This is a genomic window from Microbispora cellulosiformans (genome assembly GCF_008728085.1).
GTDB lineage: Bacteria > Actinomycetota > Actinomycetes > Streptosporangiales > Streptosporangiaceae > Microbispora > Microbispora amethystogenes.
Genome location: NZ_VYTZ01000004.1, coordinates 579,307 through 595,651 on the forward strand (window position 1 = coordinate 579,307; position 16,345 = coordinate 595,651).

General features: G+C 71.5%; 14 protein-coding genes. 6 read left to right on the top strand and 8 right to left on the bottom strand.

Annotated elements, in window-relative coordinates:
• Positions 1 to 4: 4 nt before the first annotated feature.
• The 3 genes from F5972_RS13930 to F5972_RS13940 all read left to right on the top strand — a co-directional run bounded on the left by F5972_RS13930 (position 5) and on the right by F5972_RS13940 (position 3,794).
• Positions 5 to 1,840 (top strand): DUF4434 domain-containing protein, encoded by a 1,836-nt coding sequence (locus tag F5972_RS13930; RefSeq protein ID WP_150933857.1) that lies wholly within the window; start codon positions 5 to 7, stop codon positions 1,838 to 1,840.
• Positions 1,841 to 1,903: 63 nt separating this feature from the next.
• Complete coding sequence (locus F5972_RS13935; protein ID WP_111700359.1) at positions 1,904 to 2,578, top strand: NUDIX hydrolase; 675 nt, start codon at positions 1,904 to 1,906, stop codon at positions 2,576 to 2,578.
• 55 nt (positions 2,579 to 2,633) lie between these two features.
• Positions 2,634 to 3,794 carry an acyltransferase family protein gene (locus F5972_RS13940; RefSeq protein ID WP_150933858.1) on the top strand — a complete coding sequence of 387 codons (1,161 nt, stop codon included), beginning with the start codon at positions 2,634 to 2,636 and terminating at the stop codon, positions 3,792 to 3,794.
• On the opposite strand, the gene F5972_RS13945 is transcribed toward F5972_RS13940, so the two are convergent.
• Complete coding sequence (locus tag F5972_RS13945; RefSeq protein WP_150933859.1) at positions 3,773 to 4,516, bottom strand: polysaccharide deacetylase family protein; 744 nt, start codon at positions 4,514 to 4,516, stop codon at positions 3,773 to 3,775. The genes F5972_RS13940 and F5972_RS13945 overlap by 22 nt on opposite strands.
• A gap of 52 nt (positions 4,517 to 4,568) precedes the next feature.
• Positions 4,569 to 6,701 (bottom strand): glycoside hydrolase family 6 protein, encoded by a 2,133-nt coding sequence (locus F5972_RS13950; protein WP_150933860.1) that lies wholly within the window; start codon positions 6,699 to 6,701, stop codon positions 4,569 to 4,571.
• Between the two features lie 174 nt (positions 6,702 to 6,875).
• On the opposite strand from F5972_RS13950, the gene F5972_RS37220 reads away from it, so the two are divergent.
• Positions 6,876 to 7,388 (top strand): hypothetical protein, encoded by a 513-nt coding sequence (locus F5972_RS37220; RefSeq protein WP_191910100.1) that lies wholly within the window; start codon positions 6,876 to 6,878, stop codon positions 7,386 to 7,388.
• A 32-nt stretch (positions 7,389 to 7,420) separates the two neighbouring features.
• Positions 7,421 to 8,476, top strand: a complete 1,056-nt coding sequence (hisC, locus tag F5972_RS13960; RefSeq protein WP_191910101.1) for a histidinol-phosphate transaminase — start codon at positions 7,421 to 7,423, stop codon at positions 8,474 to 8,476.
• A gap of 117 nt (positions 8,477 to 8,593) precedes the next feature.
• Here the strand turns inward: hisC and F5972_RS13965 are convergent, their stop codons facing one another.
• The 4 genes from F5972_RS13965 to purD all read right to left on the bottom strand — a co-directional run bounded on the left by F5972_RS13965 (position 8,594) and on the right by purD (position 13,678).
• Complete coding sequence (locus F5972_RS13965) at positions 8,594 to 9,838, bottom strand: transcriptional regulator (protein WP_191910115.1); 1,245 nt, start codon at positions 9,836 to 9,838, stop codon at positions 8,594 to 8,596.
• A gap of 262 nt (positions 9,839 to 10,100) precedes the next feature.
• The gene (gene murA, locus F5972_RS13970; protein ID WP_150933861.1) at positions 10,101 to 11,378 is read right to left on the bottom strand and encodes a UDP-N-acetylglucosamine 1-carboxyvinyltransferase; all 1,278 of its coding nucleotides are present in this window, start codon (positions 11,376 to 11,378) and stop codon (positions 10,101 to 10,103) included.
• Positions 11,379 to 11,552: 174 nt separating this feature from the next.
• The gene (locus F5972_RS13975; RefSeq protein ID WP_150933977.1) at positions 11,553 to 12,440 is read right to left on the bottom strand and encodes a phosphoribosylaminoimidazolesuccinocarboxamide synthase; all 888 of its coding nucleotides are present in this window, start codon (positions 12,438 to 12,440) and stop codon (positions 11,553 to 11,555) included.
• The gene (gene purD, locus F5972_RS13980; RefSeq protein WP_150933862.1) at positions 12,437 to 13,678 is read right to left on the bottom strand and encodes a phosphoribosylamine--glycine ligase; all 1,242 of its coding nucleotides are present in this window, start codon (positions 13,676 to 13,678) and stop codon (positions 12,437 to 12,439) included. The genes F5972_RS13975 and purD overlap by 4 nt, the downstream gene beginning before the upstream one ends.
• 362 nt (positions 13,679 to 14,040) lie before the next feature.
• On the opposite strand from purD, the gene F5972_RS13985 reads away from it, so the two are divergent.
• Complete coding sequence (locus tag F5972_RS13985; protein ID WP_150933863.1) at positions 14,041 to 15,159, top strand: magnesium and cobalt transport protein CorA; 1,119 nt, start codon at positions 14,041 to 14,043, stop codon at positions 15,157 to 15,159.
• A 27-nt stretch (positions 15,160 to 15,186) separates the two neighbouring features.
• Here F5972_RS13985 and F5972_RS13990 read toward each other — a convergent pair whose 3' ends face one another.
• Both F5972_RS13990 and F5972_RS13995 read right to left on the bottom strand, forming a co-directional pair.
• The gene (locus F5972_RS13990; RefSeq protein ID WP_150933864.1) at positions 15,187 to 15,561 is read right to left on the bottom strand and encodes a nuclear transport factor 2 family protein; all 375 of its coding nucleotides are present in this window, start codon (positions 15,559 to 15,561) and stop codon (positions 15,187 to 15,189) included.
• Positions 15,558 to 16,250, bottom strand: a complete 693-nt coding sequence (locus tag F5972_RS13995) for a TetR/AcrR family transcriptional regulator (protein WP_150933865.1) — start codon at positions 16,248 to 16,250, stop codon at positions 15,558 to 15,560. The genes F5972_RS13990 and F5972_RS13995 overlap by 4 nt, the downstream gene beginning before the upstream one ends.
• Positions 16,251 to 16,345 lie beyond the last annotated feature (95 nt).

Sequence of the window (16,345 nt, forward strand, 5' to 3'; positions counted from 1 at the left end):
GAAAGTGCGCTGGCTCACCTTCATCCTGGGTGTGGCGATTCTCGCGGGTGTCGCGTCCGTCGTGATCGTCCTGCGGGACGGGAACTCCGATCCGGGCGCAGCCGGAGCCGGGCAGACCCTCTCCGCGGCGACCGAGAGCCCCAGCCCCACCCCCGCGCACAGCGAGTTCACCGATCCCTGCGGCACGTTCGACACCGCCGCGGCCACGCCGTACGCCGTGATGGGGTACTGGCTCATCCCGACCTCGGACCCGTGCACCTGGCGGCGTCAGCTCCAGGCCATCCACCGCCTCGGCGGGGACACCGTCGTGCGCCTCGGCTTCGGCCTGTCGCCGCGCCAGACGGACGAGGACGGGCAGGTGCTCCAGCCGGTGGACGACAAGGAGCCGGAGAAGACCCCGCCGCTCGACAAGCGGTACGCCGTCTGCGTGGAGAGCGGGCTCAGCTGCACGAAGGCGGCGGAGCAGGACCTCCGGACCGCCAACCCCGGCAACCGCATCAGCTGGACGTACGTCTACCGCACCGACGAGCAGTTCGGGCCCGGCATCTTCCGCTGCCCGCAGGTGGAACGCAAGATCGTCGTGAACGGCGCGGTCTTCTACCGGCTCATCGCGCCGGAGGACGGCTCCGACGACCCCACCTGCGACTTCACCACCAAGGGGCGGGCCTACCACCTGATCCTCGTCTCGGCGGGCCAGCAGGACAGCCTCAGCGAGCTGCTCGACCTCGGCGACCGGTTCGGCATCCGGGTCTTCCCCGCGCTGCCCCTCGCGCCGCGCGACCCGGCCGAGTCCACCCGCGCCGACCCCCGGCACATCGGCACGCTCACCACCCTGACCCGGCGGATCCTGCAGGACTACGGCAACCGCTTCGGCGACCGTCAGTCGCTGGGCGGCGTCTACCAGCCGTTCGAGCTGCAGCTCAGGGACTGGCCCGACCCCGCCAAGGTCCAGACACTGCAGGTGTACGCCGAGCAGCACCGGATCGTCGAGCAGGAGCTGCCCGGCAAGCCCATCCTGGTCAGCCCGTACATCGACAGCCGGAGGCGGCTGAAGTACACCTCCACGCCGGCGCAGGTCGCCGCGGGCTTCAAGGCCCTCGCCCGGACCGGGGTGGAGATCATCGCCCCGCAGGACGGCCGGGGCACGGGCAAGGTCGGCCTGTTCTGGCCCAACTGGAAGAACAAGCCGGTGGACGACCGCCTCAAGCCGGTCGTCGGCGAGAGCACCTACGCCACGGCCTACTACGGCGGCACCCGCGACTACTACCGCGAGATGTCCAAGGCGCGGGCGCAGCTGGCCGAGGAGGGCGTGGAGGTGGAGCTCTGGGCCAACGTGGAGGCCTTCGAGCCGTCCTCGACCGAGAACTGCGGCCGGCAGGGCACCCGGGGCAGGACCGACAAGCCCCGGCTCGACACCCAGGTCACGCTGGCCGGGCCGTACGTCTCGAAGGTCATCTCGTACATGTGGAGCGACTTCTTCACCTGCGGCTCGCCGTCGCTGTCGGAGGAGATCGCGCAGGACTGGGACCGGCCGATCCCGGTGGAGGCGCAGCGGCGCGAACGCCAGATCCAGGACGGCCTGGAGATCCGCGGCTACCACCTCGGCGACGCGAAGGTCACGCTGAGCTGGCCGGAGCTGGACACCCCCCGGGTCGTCGACTCGGCGACGGTCGGCTGGCACGACGGCACACCGATCCCGGGGCTTCCCGCGGGCATCGAGACGATCTGGATCCCGGTGGACTGGGCGACGGTGCCCGGCGACGTGTGGGTGCGGGTGGAGGTCACCTCCGCCGACGGCCGTAAGTCGGCGGAGCCCGTCTACTACCACAACACCGGCTGAGACACCGGCTATAGACACCGTTGAGACACCGGGCGACCGGCCGCGTACTGATAGCGTTCGCTCATGATCCCACGCATCCCGGTCAGCGTGGATCTCGTCGTGCTCACCGTCAGGTCCCAGCAGCTGAGCGCCCTCGTCTGGCGGCGCGACCGGCCGCCGTACGAGGGCAGGTGGGCGCTTTCCGGCGGCTTCATCAAGCTGGAGGAGGACCTGCCGGCCGCCGCCGCCCGGGTGCTCGCCGAACGGGCGGGCCTGCCCGGCGCCCCGGTGCATCTGGAGCAGTTGCAGACCTACGGCTACCCGGACCGCGACCCCCGCCAGCGGGTCGTCAGCGTCGCCTACCTCGGCCTCGCCCCCGACCTGCCCGCGTCGACCGAGGCGCACATGAGCTGGCAGCCGGTGGCGGAGCTGACCGAGATGGCCTTCGACCACCGCAGGATCATGCTCGACGGCGTGGAGCGGGCGCGGAGCAAGCTGGAGTACACCTCGCTCGGCGCCGCCTTCTGCCCGCCGGAGTTCACCGTCGCGGAGCTTCGCCGCGTGTACGAGATCGTCTGGGGCCGCCCGCTCGACCCCCGCAACTTCCACCGGAAGGTCACCAAGACCGAGGGCTTCCTGGTGCCCACCGGACGCACGACGACCCGGGACGGCGGCCGGCCCGCCATGCTGCACCGCCGCGGCCCCGCCGTGCTGCTGCATCCCCCGATGCTCCGCGCCGGCGCCGCCGCCCCCCAGTAGCTACCGCAGCCGGATCGTCCGCCTCACAGGGATCTTTCAGGATATATTCCGGCCTATGCTCGCTGCGGCCCCACGCGTCGCCCCCGACGCGCCGGCCATCCTCCGCGGACCGTCGCGGCTGCGCGTCCTCGACCTCCTGCGGTTCTGCGCGGCTCTCGGCGTCGTCCTGTTCCACTTCGGCGAGACCCGCGCGTGGGGCACCCCGAACGCCTTCCCGGCGCTGAGCGCGGTGACCATGTTCGGGGTGTACGGCGTGCGGTTGTTCTTCCTGATCAGCGGGTTCGTGATCCTGATGAGCGCGTGGGGCCGTACGGCCGGGCACTTCGCGGCGTCGCGGATCGCCCGGCTCTACCCGGCGTACTGGGCGAGCGTGCTCGTCCTCGGCGCGCTGGCCGTCGGCGGGCTCATCACCGACCACCGGCCGACGTTCGCCGAGCTGCTGGCCAACATGACCATGCTCCAGCACGGCCTGCGGGTGCGGGACCTGGAGATCGTCTACTGGACGCTCTGGCAGGAGCTCGTCTTCTACGTGCTCATCGCGTGCTTCGCCGCGATCGGCATCACCTACCGCCGCTGCCTGGCGTTCCTCGGCGGCTGGGTCTTCCTGCTCGTCGTCGCCGAGCGGGTGGACGCCGATCTCCTCCAGGCCGTGCTGCTGCCGTTCAGCGCGCCGTACTTCATCGCGGGCATGGCGTTGTTCCTGATCCACCGCTTCGGCGGATCGATGTTCCCCTGGCTGTTCGTCGGGGCGGGGTGGGCGCTCGCGATCGTGTCGGTGCTGGGGGAGAAGCTCCCGGCGGTCGACCGGTTCGGCCCGGCGCTGGGGTCCGCGCTCGTCGTCGGCGTGATCTCACTGATCTTCCTGGCGATGGTCGCGGTCGCCGTCGGCGCGCTCGACCGGCTCGACTGGCGGTGGCTGACCGCGCTCGGCGCGCTGACCTACCCCCTGTACCTCTTCCACCACCACGTGGGGTTCCTGCTCATCCAGGCGTTGCACGAGCCGCTCGGCAACCGGCTCGCCCTGCCCGTCGCGACGGCCGCCGCGCTCGCCGTCGCGTACGCCGTGCACCGGCTGGTGGAGCGGCCCCTGCAGCCCCGCCTGCGGGCGGCCCTGGAGCGGTCGCTCACCGTGGATGTCACAGCGGACGTCACGCAGACGCCGGCGCCGGCGCCGCTCGCGGAGGCGCCGGCCGCCTACTTGCCCCGGGGCGGGTAGATCTCGCCTCCGTGCAGCGTGCGGCCCTGCAGCAGGGTCGTCAGCGTGACGAACTTGTAGTGCTGCTTCTCCAGCTTGGCCAGCACGCCCGGCATCGCCTTGACCGTCTCCGGGACGATGTCGTGCAGCAGGATGACACCGTCGCGCTTGGCGAGCTTCAGCGTCCGCGCGGCGATGACCTTCGTGTTCCTGGCCTGCCAGTCGAGCGTGGATCCCGTCCAGAGGATCTGGGGCAGGCCGAGTTGCGCCGTGAGACCGGAGATGCGGGCGTTCGTCGCGCCGTTCGGCGGGCGCATGATCTCCGGCTTCCTGCCGATCGTCTCGTAGATGACGTCCGAGGTGCTGGTGAGCTCGCTGAGCACCTCCTCGTCGGGCAGCTTGGTCAGGTCGGGGTGGTTCCAGGTGTGGTTGCCGATCTCGTGGCCCTCCCGCACGATCCGCTGCGTGAGCTCGGGGCGGTTGGCCACCTTCCGGCCGAGCAGGAAGAACGTGGCCTTCGCCTTGTGCTTCTTCAGCGTGTCGAGCAGCGCGGGCGTGTAGGGCCACGGCCCGTCGTCGAAGGTGAGCGCGATGCACTTGTACCGGGCGCAGTACGGCTTCGCCGCCTTCACCGTTTTCACTGTCTTCGCCGCCGCGACCGGCGCCGATGCGACCGGGGTGGGAATGGTGCAGACCCCGGCCACGCAGACACCGGCCATCGCGATTCTGACTTTCCGCCACATGTCGCGCGATCTTAGTGAATATCGCCGGAGAGGGTAATCCTCGAAGCACTCCTCAGAGCGGCGGAACGGCGTCCCTGGCCCGCTGGAGGGCGAGTTCGGCCCACCACTGGCCGCCGTACGGCGTGACCACGCCGTACACGGGGTCGGCGGAGCCGCTCTCGCCACGGGTGCACCGGGCGTCGGAGATCCCGGCCGGGCGCAGCCACAGGTACGCGTCCACGAGCGCGTTGCCGGTGTCGGTGGTCGGCCGCGCCCCGGCGCCGCGTCCCGGCGGGTTGCACCATTCCTGGGGGTCCTTGTACTTGCCCTCCGGCGGAGTCCACGCGCCCCGGCCGTTCCGGCCCGTGTCGACGACGAAGTGCGGCAGCCCGGCCGTGTCCGTGCTCGTATCCGCGCACGTGCCGCTCCCCGACGCCCTCGTTTTCACACAGGCGGCGAGGCGGGTGCCGTACGCGACGAGCGAGCCGGTCTCCTGATATCCGGCGGCGTTGAGATAGAAGCCGTCGGCCTGGGCGATCCCCGCCTCGACCAGCCGCGTGGCCATGACCTCCGGCGACGGCCAGCCCTCCAGGCTGCCGTCGAGGTAGACGGCGGTGTTCGGCAGCCCGCCGAGCCGTTTCACGGCCGAGGCGAGCATCCGCAGCCTGGCCCGCTGGTCGGCGGCGTCCCCGAGCGAGCACTCCGGCGAGCCCGGCAGTTCCGTGAGGCTGTTGGGCTCCAGCACGAACACCGCCCTGCGGTCGCCGACGGCCGAGGCGACGGCGTCGATCCAGGCGAGGTACTGCGCCGAGCCGGCCGCGCCGCCCTCGTTGCACGCGTGCAGCGGGATGTCGTCGGTGACGAAGACCGGCACGGCGTCCTGTCGCGCGGCGGCCTCCAGTGCGGCGCTCGCCGTACGGCCCGCCTGGGCGGCGCTCGGCCCGCCCAGCCACACGGCCCTCGGCACCGCGGCGAGCTTCCGCATCGTCTCGGCGTCGTCGCCGCGCCCCGCCGCCGCCCAGGCCTCCGCCTGGCGCGCCTCGTCGCCCGCCGGGTCGGCGTAGAGCCGTACGTCCCGCCCGCGCAGCGGGTTGCCCGAGCCCGCGCCGCCCGCTGTGGTGGTCGTCGGGGCCGGGGTGGCGCGCTCGGCGGGCTTCCCGGACGCCGCCAGGGGCACCTGCGGCTCTCCGGACGACGGCTTGCCGGACGACGCGGTCTGGACGGCGACGACGACCCCCGCCGTCACCAGGAGGGCGGCGACGACGCCCCCGACCCCGAGCAGGAGGCCGGGGCGGGACCGTCGGCTCGCCGCGCCTCCCGCGACCGTCGGCAGCCCGGTGACCGTCGCGGCAGGCGCGACCGTCGCGACCGGTGCGACCGACTCGACCGGCTCGTGGCCGGTCAGCATCTCGACGAGGCGCTGCGCCGTGGGGCGCTGGGCCGGCTCCTTCGCCAGCGCCAGGTCGACGATCGACCGCAGCCGGGGATCGAGCCCCGAGATCTGCGGAGGCTCGTGGAGCACCCGGTAGAGGATGCTCGGGATCGACCCGCCGCTGAACGGCGCGTGCCCGGAGGCGGTGTACGCCACCAGGGCGCCCCAGCCGAAGATGTCGGAGGCGGGGGTCAGGCGGTCGCCCTTCGCCTGCTCGGGCGACATGAAGGACGGAGTCCCGGCGACGATGCCGCTCATGTCCGCGGTGTTGTCGGTGACCTGGGCGATGCCGAAGTCGATGACCTTGGGGCCGACCGGCGAGAGCAGCACGTTCGACGGCTTGAGGTCGCGGTGGATCACCCCCGCGCTGTGGATCGCCTGCAGGGCCACGGCCACGTTGACCGCGACCGCCTCCAGGCTCGATCCCGACAGCGGCCCGCGGTCCCGTACGACCTCCTGGAGGGTGGGCCCGGGGACGTACTCGGTCGCCAGGTAGGCGACCTCGCCGTCCAGACCGGCGCCGAGGACGGCGGCGGTGCAGAAGCGGGCGACCCGCTGGGCGGCGGCGACCTCCCGCTGGAACCGGCGCCGGAAGGCGGGGTCGGCCGCCCACTGCGGGTGGATCACCTTGACGGCGGCCTCCCGGCCGTCGTCGTCCCGGCCGAGATAGACCGTGCCCATGCCGCCCTGGCCGAGCCGGCCGAGAATGTGGAACGGCCCGATGCGCCGGGGCTCGCCGTATCGCGGTCCGTCACCCTCAGCGCCGTTCGTCATGCTTTTCCCCGATCGCCGGTTCAGGCGCGATCCTAACCAAAACCGGGGTTCGGATGCCGCCCCTTCCAAGGGGGACAATCCATACCTACTGAAAGCGGCGTACAGCGGGCGTCAAGCGCATTGAAACCGGCCTGCGACAAAGTGAGGCCAACAACAGAGGAAAGGAACCCCGCAATGGCGCTCACCCGCTCCCTGGCCGGCATCACGCTGGCGGCCGGCATCTTCGCTCTCGCCCCGCTGGCCACCGCCACCGCCGCCTCCGCCGCCGAGGCCGCCACCACCCAGGGCACCGCCGCCCAGGCCGCGTTCAAGCCCTTCGGCCCGTACTTCGCGGCGGGTTCGAAGGCCAAGGTGAGCGGTTCGCTGACGGCCGCGGCCAAGGACGACCCCAGCGCGCCCGCGCCGTGGGTCAAGGTCTCCGGCAGCGTCGTCGACCGGACCCGCTCCTCGTCCGCCTGCGGCTGGGCGCTCTTCCGCGTCAGCTGGTTCGACTCCTCCAACACGCCGCACCTGGCCTACCGCAACTACCGCACCTGCTCGTACAACGTGAAGAAGAAGTTCGCCTTCACGATGAAGAACGTCGGGGAGGTCGAGCTCAAGGTCTGCTCCGAGGGCAAGGCCGCCAAGCCGTCGATCAACTGCCAGTACGCCGGCACCTGGAAGACGCTGTACGCCTACTACAAGTAGAGCCTCCGGGGGTCATCTTCTAAGGTGACGGTATGCCGCGATTCCGCTCGATCCTCGACAGCATGCCGCCCTACAAGCCCGGCAAGGCCGTGGTCTCCCCGGAGGGCCGGTCGTACAAGCTGTCCTCCAACGAGAGCCCGTACGGGCCGCTGCCGTCGGTGGTCGAGGCGGTCGCGCGGGCGGCCACCGAGGTCCACCGCTACCCCGACCCAGGAGCCGTCCGGCTCACCGAGGCGCTCGCCGAGCGGTACGACGTGCCCGCCGGGCACGTCGCGCTCGGCGCCGGGTCGGTGGCGGTGGCGCAGCAGATCCTGGCGGCGGTGGGCGAGCCCGGCGCGGACGTCATGTACGCCTGGCGCTCCTTCGAGGCCTACCCGCTGCTCGCGGACCTCTCGGGCGCCCGCTCGATCCGGGTGCCGCTGCGCGAGGAGACGCACGACCTCGACGCGATGGCCGACGCTCTCACGCCGGAGACCCGCCTGGTCTTCGTGTGCAACCCCAACAACCCGACCGGCACCGTGAACCGGACCGAGGAGCTCAGGCGGTTCCTCGGCCGGGTGCCCGGAGACGTCACGGTCGTCCTCGACGAGGCGTACCGGGAGTACGTGCGGGACGCCGACGTGCCGGACGGCCTCGCGCTCTACCGGGAGCACCCGAACGTCGCCGTCCTGCGGACGTTCTCCAAGGCGTACGGCCTGGCGGGCCTGCGGGTCGGCTACCTGATCGGGCACGAACCGGTGGCCGCGGCCGTCCGCAAGACGCTGCTGCCCTTCGCGGTCAACCACCTCGCGCAGGCCGCCGCCATCGCGTCCCTCCACGCGGAGGACGAGTTGCTGGAGCGGGTCGAGACCGTCATCAAGGAGCGCACGCGCGTGCGGGAGGCCCTGCTGTCGCAGGGATGGACGGTCCCGCCCACCGAGGCCAACTTCGTGTGGCTGCGCCTCGGCGAGCGCACGATGGAGTTCGCCGCGAAGTGCGCGGCAGTGGGCGTCGCCGTGCGCCCGTTCGACGGCGAGGGGGCCAGGGTGTCCATCGGCGACCCCGAGGCCAACGACGTCTTCCTGGCCGTCGCCCAGGCCTTCGTCTGAGCGGTTGTATGAGCGGTTGTCCAAGCGGGGTGCGGACGGCGACCGCGCTGCCGGGGCACGCCGGCCCCACGCCGTCGGCCCGGCGCCGAGCGCCGTCCACACCCTTCGTTCACCTGGTCACCGGGTGAGCTTCTCCACGATCAGCCGGTAGAGCTGGCGCGGCCGGCCCGGCTGCGGAGTGCGGTTCGGCGGAAGCGGCCACGCGAGTCCCTCGTCAACCAGCGTGCGCAGCAACCGGCGAGCCGTACGCGGGGTGACCCCGAGCATGCGCCCGGCCCCCTCCGCGTCCACGACCGTGTCTCCGCCTTCCAGCTTGGCCGCCAGGCGCGCCAGCACCTCGACGCCCTTGGGCTTGATCGGCCCACCCGGCTGGGGAGGCATCCGGGGCGGCGGCACCAGGGCCCGGCCCTCCCGGTCCACCGCGAAGCCCTGGGGCTGTTTGCCGCCCTGGGTGCGGGCGAGCGCGCCCCTGGCGTGCGTCTCGGCCTCGTGCGTCGTGCGGCCCATCCCCACGCCCACCTCGACGGCGAGCCCCAGCTCCTCGCGGATCCTGGCGGCGAAGGGCAGCACCCGGAACCCGTCGGTGGCGGCCGCGATCGAGCCCTTGGTCGCCACGACCAGGTAGCTGTGATCGTCGATCGGCCACACGCTCGCGTTGATCCGGTTGGCCTCCTGCACGAGCAGGCGGTGCAGTGACAGCCGCAGCTCGTCCCGCCAGTAGCGCGGCGCGGCCCGGCGTACCGGCTCGCGCAGCGTCGGCACCTCCACCAGCACGACCGTGAGCTGCGACTCCTCCAGCCGGTGCCGGGCGCCGAGCAGCGCCGCCGTGTGCAGTGCCGTCCGTACGGCCGCGGACGTCGGCCGGATCGGCACGACCGGCACCCCGGCGGAGGTCAGCCGGTCGGCCACTCCCTGGACGCACGTGAGCGCGCCCGTGGTGGCCCCCTGGCGGAACAACCGCTCGTGGAAGGCCGTGACCGTGCCGATCGGCCCCGGTTCATCGCGGCTGTGCACCTCCCCGGAGGGGAGGTTGAGGTCCGCGTACGCCTCGTCGATGTCCGGCCGCGCGAGCACGTCCACGCTCACCCGGCGCGGATCGGTCCGCTCGTCCAGCGAGGCCCGCGCGATCGCCGCCACCAGTGCCGCTCCGCCGAGCTGCACGTGTGTCGCGGGCATCGTCAGCACTCCGGCCCGCCGGGCGAGCTCGAAGGGCACCGGGCTCGCGAACAGGCAGGCGTCCACACCCGGCCCGAGCCGGGTCACCTTGTCCGCGGCCTCCTGCTCGTCCCTGTACGCGGCGGCGACCAGCCGACAGGGCACCGGGGCCGCCGAGTGCCCCATGAGCATGACGCGTTCGACCAAATCATGTGACCCCACCACGCCGATGGTGAGGTCGGGTGTCACCGTCCCTAGACGTGACCCGCGCGGAGTGTCTTCCGTGCGCTCGACCAATGTTCGTCCCATCCCACGTCGCCCTCGTTGTTGTGGCTTCTCTTTGGAACGATCGCTGGTTAAGGCCGTAATGTCACGCCCAGATTTTCCGGAATACCATTCTGGGTGGTCGAGCCGCATCCGTAATATCCCGGATACCCCCTGGTCAGGGCGTTAGTAAAGGTTTTCGGACTCAGTGGCCGTCCGAAGTGGAAATTTCACGCACCACATCAGCGCCAAGCGCCTGCATGCGCTGGGCGAGCGCGCCGTGGCCGCGGTCGATGAGATAACCCGTCCCGATCGACGTCTCTCCCTCGGCGGCGAGACCGGCGAGCACGAGCGCGATTCCGGACCTGAGGTCGTGGGCCGTCACGTCGGCGCCGTGCAGCGGCGTCGGGCCGTGCACCACCGCCCGGCTCCCCTCCACCTCGACGTTCGCGCCCATCTTGTTGAGCTCGCCCGCGAGCGCGAAGCGGCCGTCGAAGATGCGCTCGTGGATGTAGCTGGAGCCCTCGGCGAGGCAGGCCACCGTCATCAGGGGCGACTGCAGGTCGGTCGCGAAGCCGGGGTAGGTGTCGGTGATCACGTTGATCGGGCGCAGCGGCCGGTCGCGGCGCACCTGCAGGACCGCGCCGTGCTCCTCGAACTCGACGCCCATCTGCTCCAGCTTCCACCGGACCACGCCGAGGTGCTCCAGCGAGGCGCCGACCAGGCTCACCTCGCCCCCGGTGATCGCCGCGGCCATCGCGAACACTCCCGCGTCGAGCCGGTCCGGCATCACCGTGTGCTCGACCGCGGTCAGCTCGTCGACGCCCTCGACCGTGATGAAGCCGGTGCCGCCGCCGCGGATGCGCGCCCCCATCCGGCTCAGCATCGTGATGACGTCGAGCACCTCGGGTTCGAGCGCCGCGTTCTCGATCACGGTGGTGCCCCGGGCGAGCGAGGCGGCCATGATCAGGTTCTCGGTGCCGGTGTGGGAGGGGGTGTCGAGATAGAGCGGAGCGCCGACCAGGCCGCCGGCCTTGATGTGGATGACGGACTCGCCCTCGTCCACCATCGCGCCGAGGCGCTTGTAGCCGAGGTAGTGGAAGTCGAGGTTGCGGCTGCCGAGGTTGCAGCCGCCGATGCCCTCGATGATCGCCTCACCGAGGCGGTGGAGCAGGGCCGGGACGAACAGCACCGATCCCCGGAACCGGCGGGCGATCTCGGCGGGCAGGACCGGGCTGGTCAACCGGGAGGCGTCGATGACGAGCGTCCGCTCGCTCTCGTGGAACTCCACCTTCGCGCCGATGGCCTCGGCGAGCTCCACCGCCCGGCGCACGTCCTCGATGACGGGCACGTTGCGGAGCACCGTACGGCCTTCGGCCGCGAGCAGCGCCGCCCCGATCATGGGCAGTACGGCGTTCTTCGCGCCCTGGATGAAGGCGGTTCCACGCAGTACGTTGCCACCGCGCACGCGGTAACTGACCATGAATCTGACTCCTATTTTGGGGGAAAGGTGGGGGACTCGCGTCGGCCGGCAGCCACGTCGTCGGCGAATGCGTCGGCCTAGAGTAGCCGCTGTCCCGGGCGTTTCGGGGAGGAACTACCCCCAGAACGCGTGGGGGAACAGGTCACGTCAGATGACTTCTGTGACCTGTGTGACTTAGGCGCGGAAGCGCTCTCCGGTGAGGCGCTCGTACGCCTCGACGTAGCGGCCGCGCGTGCGCTCGACGATCTCGTCCGGCAGCGGCGGAGGGGCCTCGCCGGAGGCCCTGTCCCAGCCCGACGCGGGCGACAGCAGCCAGTCGCGGACGAACTGCTTGTCGAACGACGGCTGGGAGCGGCCCGGCTCCCACTGGTCCAGCGGCCAGAAGCGCGACGAGTCGGGCGTCAGCACCTCGTCGCCCAGGGTCAGCACGCCGTCGGAGTCCCAGCCCAGCTCGATCTTGGTGTCGGCCAGGATGATGCCGCGCTCCAGGGCGATCTCCGCCCCCCGGCGGTAGACGCCGAGGGTGATGTCGCGCAGCCGCCCGGCCACGTCCGCGCCCACCTCGGCCACGACCTGCTCGAACGTCATCGGCTCGTCGTGCTCGCCCATCGGCGCCTTCGTCGACGGCGTGAAGATCGGCTCGGGCAGCCGCGACCCGTCGGTGAGCCCCTCCGGGAGCCGCACGCCGGAGACGACGCCCTCCCTGCGGTAGTCGGTCAGCCCGGAGCCCGTGAGGTAGCCGCGGGCCACGCACTCGACCGGCACCATCCGCAGCTTCCGGCACAGCACCCCGCGCCCGGCGAACTCCGCGGGCACGCCGGCCGAGACGACGTGGTTGGGCACGACGTCCTTGAGTTGCTCGAACCACCACAGCGACAGCCGGGTGAGAATCTCCCCTTTGTCGGGGATGCCGGGTTCGAGCACGTAGTCGAAGGCCGAGATACGGTCCGACGCGACCATCAGCAGCAACCCCTCGGGGGTCTCGTAGAGGTCGCGTACCTTGCCGGAGTGCAGGTGCTTCACCCCGCCATTCTCCCAGCTCCTCACCCCGTGTCGCGTCAGGAGGTGGCGGCGGTCAGGGCGATGTCGGAGCGGTGGTGGGAGCCGCGCAGGGTGATCTGCTCCAGCGCCTCGTAGGCCCGCGTCCTCGCCTCGGCCAGGTCGGCGCCGGTGCCGACCACGTTGAGCACCCGCCCGCCGTTCGACACCAGCCGGTTCTCCGGGTCGAGGGTCGTCCCGGCGTGCAGCGCGTACGCCTCCTCGGTCGTCGCGGGGAGCCCCGTGACGACGTCGCCCTTCACCGGGTCGGCCGGGTAGTTCTCGGCGGCGAGCACCACGGTCACGGCGGCGCCGTCGCGCCACCGCAGCGGCGGATGGTCCGCGAGGGCGCCGGTCGCGCACGCGAGCAGCAGCCCTCCCAGCGGGGTCTCCAGACGGTCGAGCACGACCTGGGTCTCCGGGTCGCCGAAGCGCGCGTTGAACTCGATCACGCGGGGACCGTCGGCGGTCAGGGCCAGCCCCGCGTACAGCACACCCGTATACGGCGTGCCGCGCCGGGCCATCTCGGCGACCGTCGGCCGGACGATCTCGGCCATGACCCGCTCCGACAGGCCCTCCGGGGCCCAGGGGAGCGGGGTGTAGGCCCCCATGCCGCCGGTGTTGGGACCCTTGTCGCCGTCGTAGGCCCGCTTGAAGTCCTGGGCCGGCTGCAGCGCCACCGCGCTCGTGCCGTCGCACAGGGCGAACAGCGACACCTCCGGGCCGTCGAGGAACTCCTCGATCACCACCCGCTCGCAGGACCGCGCGTGTTCGAGGGCCTCCTCGCGGCTGTCGGTCACGACCACGCCCTTGCCCGCGGCCAGGCCGTCGTCCTTCACGACGTACGGAGGGCCGAAGGCGTCCAGCGCCGCCGCGGCCTCCTCCTCGGTCACGCACGTGTACGCCCGCGCGGTCGGCACGCCCGCGGCCGTCATGACGTCCTTGGCGAACGCCTTGGAGCCCTCGACCGCCGCGGCCCGCGCCGACGGCCCGAAGCAGGGGATGCCCCCGGCCCTGACCGCGTCGGCCACGCCGGCGACGAGCGGCGCCTCCGGGCCGATCACCACGAGGCCGGCGCCCAGGCGCTCGGCGAGGGCGGTGACCGCCGCGCCGTCCGTCGGCGTGACCTGGTGCAGGGTGGCCACATCGGCGATGCCGGCGTTGCCGGGGGCGCAGTGGACTTCGACGACGGAGGGGTCCAGCCGCAGGGCCCGGCACAGAGCGTGCTCGCGACCCCCGGAACCGATGACAAGAACGCGCACCCGTTCATTCTCGCAGTCTTCTCCGCGTCCTCCGCCGTCCGGCCTCCTGGATACACAGGGGTGACCAGTTTGTCCGACCCCTTTTTGGCAAGAAGTGCATGATCGAAGGCTCTTGACGCCGGTACCCTGGAACAGGCGTCCGGCAGTGATGTGCTAGGTTGGACAGGCTTCGCGCTGTCTCGTAGTGATTGGAGGTGGTCTGGGATGAACTCTGGTGATCCCGTCAGTACGTGCTCGCGCACGTACGTCGTGCGCACTCCCGACCACTTCGACACGAGTCCCGAGGGGCAGCTCACGCCTGCATGAAGGGGTGACATCACGTCGCGCGTAGAGCGTGCCGGCTCGGGCGGGAAGGGACCGCCATGCGCTCCACTCTGCTGTTTCCCCGCATCAACAGGCACACCCGGGTTCTGCCCACACACCTCGGCGCCTCGAACGTGAGCGCGGACCCCGTCGTCCGCTGCGTGCCGCCGGCCAGCTCCCTCGTCGAGTTCGGCGCGTACATCGACGGCAAGAAGGTCGCCGCGAACGGCATCCCCGAGGCCGTCCGGATGGTCCGCGAGCACAACGAGGCCAACGAGATGCCCGGCGCGTACGTCTGGGTCGGCCTGCACGAGCCCGCCGCGCCCGAGGTGGAGTGGCTCGCCGAGGTGTTCGGCCTGCACCCCCTCGCCGTCGAGGACGCCATCAAGGCCCACCAGCGCCCCAAGGTCGAGCGGTACGGCGACTCGCTGTTCGTGGTGCTCAAGACCGTCGCCTTCCTCGACGGCGAGGTGCCGACGGCGAGCGGCGAGATCATCGGCACCGGCGAGATCATGGTCTTCGTCGGCCCCGACTTCGTGGTGACCGTACGGCACGGCCGCTACTGCCCGCTCGGCGACGTCCGCGAGAAGCTGGAGTCGAAGGCGAAGCTGATCAGCCGCGGCCCGGCGGGCGTGCTGCACGCCATCGCCGACCACGTGGTGGACAAGTATCTCCAGGTCGCCGACCTGATGCAGGCGGAGCTCGAAGAGGTCGAGGCGGCGGTCTTCGCCGAGGTCAGCTCCCGGGACATCAACCGGATCTACCAGCTCAAGCGGGAGATGCTGGAGCTCAAGCGGGCCGTGGGGCCGCTCCAGACCCCCTTCAACGCCCTTCCCCAGCGGCGCAGCATCCCGTCGGAGATGCGCGAGTACTTCCGCGACGTCGGCGACCACCTCTCCCGGGTGTGCGAGCAGGTGCAGGCCTCCAACGAGCTGTCGGACTCGATCCTGCAGGCCGCGCTGGCGCGCTCGAACGCGCTCGCCAACGAGGACATGCGCAAGATCTCGTCCTGGGTCGCGATCATCTCGGTGCCCACGATGATCGCGGGCATCTACGGCATGAACTTCGAGCACATGCCCGAGGTGAAGGCGGTGTACGGCTACCCGCTGGTGCTGGGAGTCATGGTCGTCGCCTGCACGCTCCTGCACCGCGCCTTCCGCCGCAACGGCTGGCTCTGACCGCCTTCCCCTCTCCCCGGCCGCCCGTCAGCCCTTCACGTAGCCCAGGCCCTCGGCGATCAGGCCGTCCCGGACCCTCATGACGTTGACGCCGCGCACCCGGTCCGCCGGGCCGGGTCCCCAGCGCAGCGTCCACCGGATGACGGCGCGGTCGCCGGCGGTCCAGATCTCCTCCGGCTCGAAGGTGGACTCGCGTGAGGCCGCGATGCCGGACCAGAAGGCGAGACACTCCCGCCGTCCCACGTGCCGGGAGCCGTTCGGGGGCGGGCCGGAGTTCTCCAGGACGCAGTCCTCGGCGATCAGCCCGTCGAGCAGGCCCGGGTCGTGGGTGAGGAAAGCGTCGTTGAACCGCCGCATGATCGTCATGGTCGTCTCGTCGGTCGCCTGGGATATTTCGGTCATCTCGGGTCATCCTCCTGGGGGGTGTCGCGTTCATGTCGCCGGTCGCTCAGTGCCCGGTCGCTCAGTGCCCGGTCGCGCAGTGCCGGTCGCGCAGTGCCCGGTCGCTCAGTGCCGGTCGCGCAGTGCCGGGCGATCGCGGACCCGGCCGCCGCGACGCCCGCGCGTACGGGGCCGTCCGGGCCGAGGGCCGCACCCGTGGCGTACATCCCGCCGACGACCAGCATGAGCTCGTCGGCGAGGGCGCCGGGGTGAGCGGCTCCGGCCGCCTCCGCCAGCGTCTCCAGGCGCCCGTGCATCCTGCGCAGATGGGCGAGCGCCTCCTGGCGGGCGGGGTGGTCGTCGTCCCGGAACTCGCTGGAGGTGTTGTAGAACACGCAGCCGTGGAAGCCGGGTGAGGCGGCCGCGGCGGCCACCAGTTCGACGAGCGCGAGCAGCTGCCCGGCCGGGTCGCCGTCGTGCGGCGCGAGGGCCGCGTCCACCGCGGCCCACCACGCCGTGTCGCTCTCCCGCAGCCAGGCTGCGACGAGGTCGTCCTTCCCGTCGAACTCCCGGTAGAGCAGGCTCTTGCCCAGGCCGACCTCCTCGACGACCTGTTGCATGCCGACGGCCCGCACCCCGTTCTCCTGGAAGAGACGGGACGCGACCCGCAGAATCCGTTCCCTCGTGCCGGGCGCCTGCCGTCGGGCCATTCGCGTTCCTTCCGCCGATCTCACTGTAGCCGTAGCGGACCGATCGGTCCAGGACTGATCGGTCCGCAATTAACTGTACGCAATCGTCATTGCGA